The sequence below is a fragment of the Stenotrophomonas sp. KH_052 genome, assembly GCF_057838755.1.
The window spans coordinates 1-11,691 of record NZ_JBYQOR010000002.1 but is presented as its reverse complement, the minus strand read 5'-3'; the positions used below and the strand labels follow the sequence as shown (position 1 = coordinate 11,691).

Genomic DNA, 11,691 nt, shown 5'->3' with positions numbered 1-11,691 from the left:
GTCGCCGCCTCCTTTAGCCGCTAAAATTCATTTGCTCATTTATTCATTTGCTCATTTACTCGGGTAGCTGCGCGATGTATTCAGATAGCAGCTCGGTGATGGTCTTGCCTTGGCGTACCGCGTACATCTTCAGCTTGGTGTGATCCTCGGCCGGCAACTGGAAGTTGACCCGCTTCATGGCCGGTGTGTCTGCCAGGCTGGCCAGCGTTGCGGCCTTGCTGCTGCGTGCGCTCGGACGGCCGGCGCTTAGTGTATTTGTGTTTTTGCTCATTTTATCTTTACCTCATTAACTCAAATGAGTTTTGATTTAATTTCGACGGCCAGCGCCTGAACTTCGCGGGCGGCGTCGCCATCGGGTTCGGATTCAAGAACGGTTGTGCCGGCGGCGGCGGTGCCTGGGTAGCTCACGCGCTGCGTGATCCTGGATTCGAGAATGGGCAACTCGTAGCCGGCCAGCGCCTCGGCAACCTCGCCACCGATGCGCGTGCCTTTGATCGCCCGCGACACGACAAAGGCCGCCTGTAGCTTTCCGTCCGTGACCTCGATGCGCTGCTTGACCAGCTCCACCAGGTCGGCGGTGGCCCATATGTCGTAAGGGCTGGGCTGCACCGGAATCAGAACAAAGTCGGCTGCCTTGATCGCGGACACGGCCAGGTCTGCCGCTTGGGGTGCTCCGTCGATCACCACGAAGTCGCGCCGACCGATGGCCTTCACGTCGCGGTCAATCGTCGGGCGGTCGATGCCAACCACGGTTAGCGGTTGATCTTCTCGCACGGCCGCCCAATCGCGAGCGCTGCCCTGGGGATCGGAATCGACTAGCAGAACATCGGCCCCGTCCAGTTGCAGGGCGCGGGCTAGGTGGGTTGCGATGGTCGTCTTACCTGACCCGCCTTTTTGGTTGAGTACAGCGATAACCTTCATGCGTTCCCCTTGTGTATTTGTTTATTTACTCATTGCATCATATATGCAGCGCTCGCATGATGCAAGATGCATTTACTCAAATACACATTACCTTTTAAGGCGGCGGCGCTCGGTTTCTTCGGCGGCCAGGTCGCCGGGCCAGGTCGCCAGCTCGTCATCGGTGAGGCCAGCCAAAATTTCAGGCAGGCTCTTGGTTCGGTGCGGTGGGTCGGGCGGCTCGAATACATACCCGGCGGCGATCATCTCGGCCGCGATTTCCTCGGTGATGAAAAACGGCTCTTGGTCATCCTGGCGCTGCTTCGTCATGCCTGTTCCCCTTGGTGTTCATCATGGGCGGCCGCCATCGCGTCGGCCTCGGTCAAGGCGTCCTCGCGGAACGCACCGCGCCGCCTGGCCTCGGGTGGCGTCACTTCCTCGCTGCGCTCAAGTGCGCGGTACAGGGTCGAGCGATGCACGCCCAGCAGTGCAGCCGCTTCTTTCACGGTGCGGCCTTCCTGGTCGATCAGCTCGCGGGCGTGCGCGATCTGCGCCGGGGTGAGGGTAGGGCGCGGGCCAAACTTCACGCCTCTAGCCTTGGCGGCCTCGCGGCCGCTCCGGGTGCGGTCGATGATTAGGGAACGCTCGAACTCGGCAATGCCGGCGAACACGGTCAACACCATGCGGCCAGCCGGCGTGGTGGTGTCGGCCCACGGCTCGGCCAGGCTACGCAGGCCCGCGCCGGCCTCCTGGATGCGCTCGGCAATGTCCAGTAGGTCGCGGGTGCTGCGAGCCAGGCGGTCTAGCCTGGTCACGGTCACAACGTCGCCAGGGCGTAGGTGATCGAGCATCCTGGCCAGCTCCGGACGGTCGCGCCTGGTGCCGGTGATCTTCTCGGAAAATAGCTTGGTGCAGCCGGCCGCGTGCAGCTCGGCCCGTTGGTTGGTCAAGTCCTGGTCGTCGGTGCTGACGCGGGCATAGCCCAGCAGCAGGCCAGCGGCGGCGCTCTTGTTCTTCATGGCGTAATGTCTCCGGTTCTAGTCGCAAGTATTCTAATTTATGCGACTAGAACACGCGACACGAAAACGCCAGAGAAAGGGCAGGGCGGCGGACTGTCGCGCAACTTAGGATTTGTGCGACAGACATTGACATAACCACATCATGACGTCATTATGTCTGCATGAATATTGAGCATGAACACAGCCCGCTATACGCCAAAGTCGAAGCAGCTTTAGCAGCCGAAATTTCGGCTGCCACCCTGCCTCCGGGTAGCCAGCTCCCACCGGAAGATCGCTTGATCGAGCGTTTCAGCGTCAGTCGCACGACGGTGCGCAAAGCAATTGAAAACCTTGTGGCACGCGGACTTGTCGAAATCCGACGTGGCAAAGGCACCTTCGTCGCGCAGCCGAAGATTATCCAGGAGTTAGCCGAACTAACCGGCTTCGTCGAGGACATGCAAGCGCTCGGCCGCAGCCCTACGGCCCAGTTGCTAGATAAGCAAATTGTGGCGGCCGATGCGGACGTTGCACGGCAACTCGCCGTGCCGTCCGGCAGCCTCGTCATGCGGATTCAGCGCGTCCGTCTGGCGGATGGCATTGCCATGTCCTTCGATGAAACCTATCTGCCCCGTGAGATCGGGGAAAAGGTCGTCACACACGATCTAGACGCCGAACCAATCTTCGCGCTGCTTGAAGGCAAGTACGACTTGCCACTCACCGAGGCGCAGTATCGGCTTGAAGCCGTCAGCGCCACGCCGGATGTAGCACAGGCCCTCGCTGTCGATCCTGGTAGCGCGGTCTTTCTGATCGAGCGCACGTCCTACACCGTAGGGCATCGGCCCATCGACTACGAAAAGCTTCACTATCGCGGCGACCTAATTAGCTTTGTCACTCGCTTGGCTCGGCGTCCCCGTGAACGTTCTTGACGGGAAGGCCGAGCAATGGAAACGTTATGGCTATTCGTGGCTGCCTTCGGCGCAAGTGCCCTCGGCGGTGTGCTTGGCATGGCCAGCGGCATTTTCATCGTGCCGATCCTCACGCTGCTTTTCGGCATCGACATTCATGTCGCGATTGGTGCAAGCATCGTGTCGGTGATCGCCTGCTCCTGCGGCAGCGCGGCCCCGTTCCTGAAAGGCCGCCTGACAAACATCCGGCTCGCCATTGTCCTTGAGACAGCCACCACATTCGGCGCACTGACGGGCGTGTTTCTCATCGGCATCGTCTCAACGTCGGTTCTGTACGGCCTGTTCGCGGCCATTCTGGCAGTTTCGGCGAAGCAGATGCTTGCGCGGCGGCGCGAGGTAACCGACGTGAGCGCCCCAAACCTGAAGAGCTGGGCCAGCCTCCTGCGCCTGCATTCGAGCTTTCCCGATCATGCGTCGGGGCAAGAGGTGCCCTATCAGGTCGGCCGCGTCCCGCTCGGTCTGGCGCTGATGTACGGGGCGGGTGTGATCTCTGCGCTGCTCGGGATCGGCTCCGGTGTCCTGAAAATTCCGGCAATGGATACCGCCTTGCGGCTTCCCATCAAGGTTTCATCCGCCACGTCAAATTTCATGATCGGGGTGACAGCGGCCGCAAGCGCTGGCGCCTATTTCGTGCGGGGTGATATCGACATTGGCATTGCCGGGCCCATCGCACTTGGCTCGGTGGTCGGCGCGCTCGTCGGTGCGCGCCTGCTGATGGGCCTTCCCGCCGACAAGGTGCGGGTATTTTTCGTGATTGTTCTCGCGCTGTTGGCTGTTCAGATGCTCCTTAGCGCCCTCGGCGTCCAGCTTCTTGGAGGACCAGCATGAAGCCTACGATGGACAGCTTTGAGCGGCGGGACCAGATCATCGCCGGGTTGCTTTGGTACGGAACATGGTTCGCCTCTGCGGTAATTGCTGTAGGGGTGCTCCTAACAGCTATCGAGCCATTTCCGGCCTCGTTCAACCTCCCGCTAACCGGATATGACGCGGTAAAAGCCGGCGTTGCGATGTTCATTCTCCTGCCGGTCGCTCGGGTGGCGCTAATGCTGACTATCTTCCTGCGTGAGCGAGACTACGCCTACGTCGTTATTGCGGCACTTGTACTGGCGATCATTGCCGCTGGCGTCATCATTGAACTCTGACCGGCTTTCAGCAGTTTCAGCGCAGCTCGCTTTGTGTTATATTGCACTGTGTTTGTAACACATGAGGACAGAGCCATGAGCGAAGCAACCTTCACATTCCGGGTCGATGAGTCTCTGAAAAACGAGTTCTCCACGGCCGCCAAAGCACGCGACCGCAGCAGTGCGCAGCTCCTGCGCGACTTCATGCGCGAGTTCGTCCAGCAGCAGCAGGAAGCGGCCGCGCATGACGCCTGGTTCCGTCGCCAGGTGCAAATCGGCCTGGACTCGGCCAATGCCGGCGATGTGATCCCGGCGGCCGAAGTGGAAGCCGAGGCGGAAGCCTGGCGGGCTGAAACACGTCGGAAGATGGCCAGCGTTGCTACATCGTGAAGCTGGTCTGGACACGGCCAGCACACGCCGACAGGAAGAAAATACGCGAGTACATCGCGCAGCACGCGCCGGCGGCCGCGCTGGCCCTCGATGAACTGTTTTCAGAGAAAGCCGGCTTGCTGCTCGATCATCCCGGCTTGGGCAGGACTGGCCGGGTGCCAGGCACCCGCGAGTTGGTGGCGCACCGGAATTACATCCTGATTTACGATACGGCCGGCGACGTGGTGCGTGTGCTACGTGTGCTGCACGCAGCCAGGCAGTGGCCACCGCGCTACACAATGGGCGAACTGCTGGAAGGGGCCGAAGCCTCCGGGGCCTATCCACTGCCGCCGGAAGAACGCGAATGGGTGGATGCTCCTACGGTTGGCCGGGAATGGCCCAACGACGAGAATTGAAAAGGGCGGCTAGTAGCCGCCCTTTCATCATTCGCTCAATTACTCAAAGCATCATTAACCGCACGCTTGACGCAGCGTGCTCATAGCTTCCTGAAAATCGGCCTGGGTCAACCGCCCAGTTTCGGCCTGGTAATAGACCAATGTGAACATGTTGGCCACTGCCTCGGCCATCGGCGATAGCTGCCGCGCCATGTCCTGGTCTATCCAGTCGAGTCCGGCAAGTAGCGTTGCTGCGTGCTGCACTGTTTGTGTTGCTTGGGTAGTATATTGAGTTGCCATTTTTGTACCTCGTTGCAGGTCTTGAGTGGAAGTGTCGGCCGGTGGTGCTAACACCGGCCGACGCGCTTTAACCCCTTGGATTTTTGTTCACGAAAGCCGCGATTTCATCATCGCGTTCCGATGCTCCCGCCAGGCTGTTTTCACCAAATGCGGCTTCATCAGCACCGGCCGTATTGCCTTGCTCCATGATGCGTGCGGCGAGCCGACCGCCAGCGGTATCCCCGATCCGCTTCTGTGCTGACTCTGTGATGCCGCTGGCCGCGCTCTGCGCCAAGATCGAGCCGGTTTCCACTGCGACCCGGCCAGCCTTGGCCGCCGACGCCAGAAAGCCCCCGCCGGACGCGGCCGGTCCCTTGGCATCACTACCACCGCCAGAGCTGGGCGCATTGCCGGCGTCACCGCCGCCGCTGCTGGCCGAGGCGGTCGAGTTGGACGCACCACCGGACGAGCTGCGGCCCGAACTGGCATCACTCGAAGCGGCCGAGCTGAACGAACCATCGCCGCCGCCGAAGCCAGCCGCTTGAGCAAACGGGGTGTCACCAGTGCCAGCGTCACCGCCACCGCCAGATGTGCCACCCATTGCGGCCGCTAAAGCCCCGCCGCTGCCGCCGTCACCACCGCCGCTGAATGCAGAAAGCAGATCAGACCCCGATGACACGTTTTGCCCTGCTTTTGACACGGCCGCCATAAGTGCCTGCGCACCGCCGGCGGCTGCCGCGCCACCGGCCGCAAGAGCTGCACCACCCGTTGCAACACCCGATGCAACCGCCGCAGTGGCACCTACTGCCGCCCCTGCAATCGCACCCGCGCTAAAGTTGCCAACACCGGCCGCCGCACCGCCGCCCGGAATCAGTCCAGCGACCACGTTCGGAATCGAATGGATGAGGACAACCAGCACCATCGAAACCACGAAGATGACCAGCAGCTCACGCATCGGCGCCCCTTCCTGCAGGTCGGCGTGATACCCATCTATGATCGATACAGCGATGCCAATCAGCAGCGTCATCGTCATCAGCTTCAACGCAATGCCGGCCACGCTTCGGAAGTAGTTGATTGCAATGTCCGAAGTCCACCGCGACCCACCGAAGCCCAGCACGAAAATGCCGGCATAGGCCATCACCCACGCGCTAACCAGTACCAACAACACGTTTGCAGCAACCACGCCCATGCAGGCCAAAATCGCCAGCGTCGTGATGAAAATGGAAAGGTTGTCGATAGGGCTGGTAATGCTGTAGCTCTTGGCCGCCTTGGCAATGATGTCAAAGGCAATATCAATCGGCCGCGATGGTGTTAGCTCACGCGGTAAGCCGCTCGCTTCCGCTCCGATCGTGCGCAATGAATCAATGATCGACATGGCAAAGTTCGGGCCATTGACCAACAGCCACCAGAAGAAGCCGGTGGTGATGGTGAACTTCACGAATTCGGCAAAGAATTCGCCAATGTCGGCCTTGCGCAAGGCCATCATGCCGAACGTCCAGACCATGCTGATGACAACCAGCGTCCAGAACAACCAGGTCGCGTACTCCGTGATCTTGACTCCCCAGGCGCTACTTTCATTCAAGAACCTAGTGGCTACTTCGTCCAGTACACCATCGGGTTCTATCGCCGCTGACGCTGCGTTAGAGATCAGGAAAATAGCCAGGAACACGCCCAATCGGATAAGTAGCCTGTTCATGGTCAGTACTCCTTGCTTTTAGTCCGGTCAGTGGGCTGATCCATGCCTTTGTAAAGGTTGTCTGCCGCCTGCTGCTGCTCCGGCGTTCGGGTGTTTAAGTCGTTATCGGGCGACTTCCCACAACCCGCGATCAAGACCGAAGCAAGCACGGCAAGAGCGAATGGGCACATGATTTTTTTCATGATCAGTACCCCTTGCTTTTGGCGCGATTGGTGGGTTTATCCAGACCTTCAAAGAGAAAATCATGGGCCGCCTGCTGCTGTGCATCGCGGTCGGCCTCGGCCTGCATCTTTGCGGCAACTGCGTTCTGCTGCGCGAGCAACATGGCGCGAATCTGCAAGAGCTGGTTGGCCTGCTGGCTGGCGAGCTGGTTGGCGTAGCCGATGGCCTGTAGCTGTCCGGTCGCACCCTGTGCCTTGCCCTGGAGCTGTTGCAAGGTGCGGGCGTCGGCGGTCAGCGCCTCTTGCTGCTTTTTCAACCCCTTGAACAAGGCGTCATTGGCCTTCTTCTGGCTTTCGCTGGCCAGGGTGCGGTTTTGCTCCATCACGGCGCGTTCCGCATCCGAGCAACCAGCCGACGAGAAGCATGGCGAGCTGCGGTAATAGGCCACGTCCTGGAACTTGCCCAGGTAAGCGTCCAGACTGCCGAGCTGGTTTTGGTAGTACGTCAGCGTGTCTTGCGCAGCCAGCAAGCTGTTCATCGTGGCCTGCGCCTGATCCCAGATATACGCGGCCGGTGCGGCCGTGTTTTGCAGCATGTTTTCGTACTGCTGCAATTGGGTCTGGTACTGCTCGATTTGCTTGGCAGTTTGCGCAACGGCTTCCATTGCAGACATGACGTTCTGCACCAGGTTGCCACCGTCAATAACAGGGATGCCGGCCTGTGCCGGAATAATGATGATGCTGCCAGCCAGGACGGCGGCGAGCGCGGTTTTAGCCGCTAAAAGGCGGACGTGCTTCATGGTCGAGTACCTCGATGTGTGAGTTAGCTATGTGCGGCTAATCTGTCCCACGACGCTGTTACTGCTGCGTTGCTGTGGGGTTGGGCCATCACGAGGCAGTTCGCCAAATCTGCCAAGGTACCCGCCCGGGTCGACACCGTCGCGCCCTTGCAATTTTTTGTTGAGATCGGTGTGTGTCGTGCAACCCTGCACGATTACTGCTTTATGTAAATGATTACATACTCATTGCATCATACGCAACTAACTTAAATGATGCAAGATGTATTTACTCAAATGATCATTTAATCCCCCTCTACTACCGTCCTTGGCCGCACCACGGCTTTCATGACGCGCCCCATTTCGTCCTGGGTGGCCTCGATTCGGCCCAGCAGCGCCAAGATGGTCGCCTCGCCAAACTTGGCCGTTCGCACGTCATCGGTCAGCCAGAGTTTCAGCAGGCCGCCATTGATGCGGGCCAGCTCGCGCACGCGCTCGTAGTCGGTGATGCCCTTGATCTCGTAGCCCTGGCCCACCTCGCGCAAGTAGCGCGCAACGCTCAAGCCGGCTTGCCGGGCTTGGCGCTCGATCTCTTCTTTCTCTTCCGGGAACACCGGCACCCGTAGGTGCTGCCGGCGCTTCCGGCCTGTTTGCTTTTCGTCTTGCTCCATCGTCCAACCTCGCTTGTTGCTTCTTGCCGGCGGTAGCCGGCTGGCCTCGCAGAGCAGGATTCCCGTTGAGTGCCCCCGGCGCGAATAAGGATAGTGAAGATAGATAACCGGCTTGCTGGTTAGCTAACTTCACCCATCCTGCCCGCACTTCAGCCGCGTTTTCTCCGCGTACCCAAGTTGGAATCTGTCGCTATTCTTCCGCTATCGTTGAGCAATCGCGGTGAAATCGGCAGAGTCGCGCTGTAATCGCGGAAAATTGCTACAGAATCGCTACAAAACCGTGTTTTCCCATCGGTTTCCTTCCACTTTCCACAAGCCGAAAACACAACCGTCCTCTTACTTTCAACAACCATCTGAAAGCCCAAAAAACAAGGTTGAACGCCAAGGAAAAGGGCCGACTTCACCCGCCCCTCAAGTGTCAATGAACACCTGAAAACGCAGTCGCCATCAGCCCCTCGCCATAGCGGCGTCCTACTGACACTTGAGGGGCTGACCAGCGCTTTGTTGACATTTCAATCACCACCCCGACCGCCCTACTTCTTCGCCCTGGGTGCCTTGGTTTCGGCCGGTGCCAGGCGTGCAAGCAACGCGGCCGCCTGTTCCTGGTGCGCAGTGAGTTGGCCGGCCAGCTCGGCGGCTCGCTCGCGGGCGTTGCCGGCTTCCTCTCTGGCCTGGTCGCGTTCGGCCTGGGTCGCAGTCAGCCGTTCGGCCATCTTGTGCGCTTCGGTCGCGGCCGCTTTGCGTTGCTCCTGGTGCTTATCGTCGGCGGCTTCTGCCTTGGCCTTCACCGTCGCCAGTTCGGCGCGCACCTGGTCAAGCTGCGCGGTCACTGCCTGGGTGGCCTGCTGCGCCTCGGTCACGGCGGCCCGCGCCTGGTCGGCGTCCTGGTGGGCGCGGTCGAGTTCGGCGCGAAGGTCGCCGGCCCTGCGCTCGATCTCGTCGGCTTTCGCTTCGGCCCGTTCGGCCCGCGTGACGGCCTGGGCTAATTCCGTTCGGACGCTGGCCAGCTCGCCGGCGGCCTGTTGACTCTGTGCCTGGTGCGTCTGGTCGGCCGCTTCGGCGGCCGCTCGCACCTGGTCAAGCTCGGTTGCCTGGGTTTCGTAGGCGTCGGCCAGCTCCTGGCGCATCGTGTCCAGCTCGACACGCTCGGTTTCCCATGCCGCTTGCGCGGCCCGCAATGACTCGTTCGCCAGTTCCTGGGCTTGCTGCCATAAGGCGGCCAGGGCGGCGGTGTTCGCTTGGGTGACGACCTCCGGCACGGTGACGGCCACCGGGGCCGCCTGGGCGGTCTGCGCTCGCCGCCATTCCCGCATCACGGCGCTGGTTGTGTTCATGTCGGCCCGCGCTGCGCGGCGTACGGCGTCAACGGTCGGTAGGTTCTCGCGGCCGGCCTGTTCGTACAGCTCGGCGGCGGCGGCAATGATGCGCTCGCGCACGTCGGCGGGGATGTTGGTTTGCGTCATGGCGGTGCCTCCCGGCTGGGGAAATAAGATAATAATAATAACCTTCTTATTATTATTCAAGTTATTATTTTGCCCGGCCGCCGGCGTGTTGGCGACGGTTCAGGAAACCAGCCACGGCTAAAACCGCGTAAGAAGCCCGTAGCGGCGTTTTCAGGGGTCGGTGCGGCAATCCCGCGGCTTTGGGCGTGTTCGGCGCTCCTGTCGCGCTTGGTGGCCGTCAGTGATGCCCTGGGCTGTCGCCCTGCCCTTTTCCTTGGCGTTCAACTTTTGCGGTCTTTCAGCCACCGCCGCCGTTCCAGTCGAGCGCAGGCGGTCGGGCCGCCCTGTTTTTCACTGCTAAACCGCTTTTGACAGCCTTTCAGCAACCGCGGTGCCTCGATGTGGGCGCAGGCGGTCGAGTGGCGACGGCGCGGCTTGTCCGCGCCCTGGTAGATCGCCTGGCCGAAGGCCAGCCATTGTTGAGCGGCCAGCGGCCGCGTAGGCCGACGCCGTAGGCGGCGGGGCGTAGGGAGCGAAGCGACCGGAGGGCAGGCGCTTTTTGCTTCGGCTCTCGCCTGGTGTTACGAGTTGTCCACAATTTTGCCCGGCCAATTACCAGTAAATATTTATAGGAAAAACTTAAAGGTAACCGTACCGGTTTAGGGGGGGGGCGATTTCACGACGCAAGGGGGGGCGATTTCACGACGAAAAAGGGGTTAGGGGGGGGGCGATTTCACGAACCTGGGGGGGGCGATTTCACGTGGATAAGTGCGGCTATCCACAGGGTTTGCCCCTAGTCCGGCCGACCTGGCCAGGAGCACATGCCTGGTAGCTCCAGAAACGACGCGGCCGCCTCGATCTCGGGCGGCCGGCGCAGTGCAGGAGGGGGGGGCGATTTCACGAAGTTTAGCTAAACCGTGGGGCCGCCCTTGTACGGGATCGGCGGAGGTGAACCCATCAGTACTAGGCCGCCTGTCACGACCTTGACTTTGGCTTGCGGGTAGACAGCCAGCACCTTCTTGAGGGTGGGCAAAAACTCCTTCTTGAAGTCCTTGTCCGGGTCTTTCCCCTTGTACTCCTGCGCGAACTGCTCACGTAGCGGCTTCCAGTGCAACGGTATGCCGCGCCCCTCGATGCGGTGCAGACGGTGGGCCAGCCAGGCGTACACGTCCAGGGACAACGCAGAACCTTTCAAGGCGTGCAAGGCGCGGTTGTCGAGCGGTACGGCGCTTTCGATTAACGAAGTGAAATAGTCCTCTGACAGCACCATCACGCCAGGCCATAGCGCCCGCTGCTGCGTGTCATGGTTGGCCACCCAGGCATCGAACTGCTGTACCGGCTGCCCGTTGAATGTGCGCCCCTTGAACCCGAGTTGTAGGCGGGCCGCCGCCAGCGCGTGCATTTGCTTCCGCAGTGTCGTGTAGCGCCGCCCGTCGCTTTCCATCCCCATCAAACGCAGGAACTCGGCCGCGCTGTCGCCGATGGGAATTTCTCGTTCCTTGTTCCGCACGGCGAAGGTGGACACCCACGCAAGGCCCAAACGGGGCATAACGCCATAGGGGATAGGTTGCAGCACTGGCCCCCTGCCCTCGTCCAGGTAACCAGCCTGGACGTTCACCCATGCCGCGCCCGATTGGCGCATGAACTCGCGCCCCTCGACCTTGGCACGCGGCAAGCCGACCTGACAAAGCACCGTATGGGTGAATGCCATGTCTTCGCCGCTGGGCGGGATCGTGGCTATCTCGGCCGCCACGTCCAAGAGTTTGCTTTGTTGCGGGGTGATGATGACGCCGGCCGGCGTCACTTGTGGCTTTTTCCGCTCTCGTTTGGGCGGTGGCAGCGCCGCCCGCTCCCTGGCTTCCGCCAGGAGGCTGCCGAGTACATCACCGACCGGCGTCGGCCCGTTCTTCTTGTTGGTCAT

General features: G+C 60.9%; 15 protein-coding genes and 1 pseudogene. 5 read left to right on the top strand and 11 right to left on the bottom strand.

The annotated features are described in order from the left end of the window. Positions 1–55: 55 nt before the first annotated feature. The 4 genes from AC3ITW_RS22365 to AC3ITW_RS22350 form a co-directional block, all read right to left on the bottom strand. A complete protein-coding gene (locus tag AC3ITW_RS22365; protein ID WP_172685338.1) occupies positions 56–271 on the bottom strand; it encodes a plasmid partition protein ParG in 216 nt (71 codons plus the stop codon). Between the two features lie 20 nt (positions 272–291). Next, positions 292–921 carry a ParA family partition ATPase gene (gene parA, locus AC3ITW_RS22360; protein ID WP_172685337.1) on the bottom strand — a complete coding sequence of 210 codons (630 nt, stop codon included), beginning with the start codon at positions 919–921 and terminating at the stop codon, positions 292–294. 87 nt (positions 922–1,008) lie between these two features. Next, the gene (locus AC3ITW_RS22355) at positions 1,009–1,227 is read right to left on the bottom strand and encodes a hypothetical protein (RefSeq protein WP_172685336.1); all 219 of its coding nucleotides are present in this window, start codon (positions 1,225–1,227) and stop codon (positions 1,009–1,011) included. After that, complete coding sequence (locus AC3ITW_RS22350; protein ID WP_172685335.1) at positions 1,224–1,916, bottom strand: recombinase family protein; 693 nt, start codon at positions 1,914–1,916, stop codon at positions 1,224–1,226. The genes AC3ITW_RS22355 and AC3ITW_RS22350 overlap by 4 nt, the downstream gene beginning before the upstream one ends. A gap of 161 nt (positions 1,917–2,077) precedes the next feature. Between AC3ITW_RS22350 and AC3ITW_RS22345 the strand changes: the two genes are divergently transcribed. The 5 genes and pseudogenes from AC3ITW_RS22345 to AC3ITW_RS22325 all read left to right on the top strand — a co-directional run. Beyond that, positions 2,078–2,821 (top strand): GntR family transcriptional regulator, encoded by a 744-nt coding sequence (locus AC3ITW_RS22345; RefSeq protein WP_172685334.1) that lies wholly within the window; start codon positions 2,078–2,080, stop codon positions 2,819–2,821. 15 nt (positions 2,822–2,836) lie between these two features. Further along, a complete protein-coding gene (locus AC3ITW_RS22340; RefSeq protein ID WP_172685333.1) occupies positions 2,837–3,688 on the top strand; it encodes a sulfite exporter TauE/SafE family protein in 852 nt (283 codons plus the stop codon). Continuing rightward, entirely contained in the window at positions 3,685–4,002 is a 318-nt protein-coding gene (locus AC3ITW_RS22335) for a DUF1634 domain-containing protein (RefSeq protein WP_172685332.1), read from the top strand. The genes AC3ITW_RS22340 and AC3ITW_RS22335 overlap by 4 nt, the downstream gene beginning before the upstream one ends. A 75-nt stretch (positions 4,003–4,077) precedes the next feature. Continuing rightward, complete coding sequence (locus tag AC3ITW_RS22330) at positions 4,078–4,371, top strand: CopG family ribbon-helix-helix protein (protein ID WP_172685331.1); 294 nt, start codon at positions 4,078–4,080, stop codon at positions 4,369–4,371. Next, positions 4,368–4,640: pseudogene (locus AC3ITW_RS22325) on the top strand (type II toxin-antitoxin system RelE/ParE family toxin); the annotation flags it as partial. The gene AC3ITW_RS22330 and the pseudogene AC3ITW_RS22325, both read left to right, overlap by 4 nt. Positions 4,641–4,820: 180 nt before the next feature. Here AC3ITW_RS22325 and AC3ITW_RS22320 read toward each other — a convergent pair. From AC3ITW_RS22320 to AC3ITW_RS22290, 7 genes are all read right to left on the bottom strand, one after another. Continuing rightward, a complete protein-coding gene (locus AC3ITW_RS22320) occupies positions 4,821–5,045 on the bottom strand; it encodes a type I toxin-antitoxin system ptaRNA1 family toxin (RefSeq protein ID WP_172685330.1) in 225 nt (74 codons plus the stop codon). Positions 5,046–5,112: 67 nt separating this feature from the next. Continuing rightward, positions 5,113–6,720 carry a P-type conjugative transfer protein TrbL gene (trbL, locus tag AC3ITW_RS22315; protein WP_133983456.1) on the bottom strand — a complete coding sequence of 536 codons (1,608 nt, stop codon included), beginning with the start codon at positions 6,718–6,720 and terminating at the stop codon, positions 5,113–5,115. 2 nt (positions 6,721–6,722) lie between these two features. Then, positions 6,723–6,902 (bottom strand): hypothetical protein, encoded by a 180-nt coding sequence (locus tag AC3ITW_RS22310; RefSeq protein ID WP_133983458.1) that lies wholly within the window; start codon positions 6,900–6,902, stop codon positions 6,723–6,725. 2 nt (positions 6,903–6,904) lie between these two features. After that, positions 6,905–7,681 carry a P-type conjugative transfer protein TrbJ gene (gene trbJ, locus AC3ITW_RS22305; RefSeq protein WP_133983460.1) on the bottom strand — a complete coding sequence of 259 codons (777 nt, stop codon included), beginning with the start codon at positions 7,679–7,681 and terminating at the stop codon, positions 6,905–6,907. Between the two features lie 281 nt (positions 7,682–7,962). Beyond that, positions 7,963–8,328 carry a conjugal transfer transcriptional regulator TraJ gene (traJ, locus tag AC3ITW_RS22300; RefSeq protein ID WP_192478708.1) on the bottom strand — a complete coding sequence of 122 codons (366 nt, stop codon included), beginning with the start codon at positions 8,326–8,328 and terminating at the stop codon, positions 7,963–7,965. Between the two features lie 533 nt (positions 8,329–8,861). Beyond that, positions 8,862–9,791 (bottom strand): DNA-binding protein, encoded by a 930-nt coding sequence (locus tag AC3ITW_RS22295; protein ID WP_172685340.1) that lies wholly within the window; start codon positions 9,789–9,791, stop codon positions 8,862–8,864. 889 nt (positions 9,792–10,680) lie between these two features. Continuing rightward, positions 10,681–11,691 (bottom strand): replication protein RepA, encoded by a 1,011-nt coding sequence (locus tag AC3ITW_RS22290; RefSeq protein ID WP_172685339.1) that lies wholly within the window; start codon positions 11,689–11,691, stop codon positions 10,681–10,683.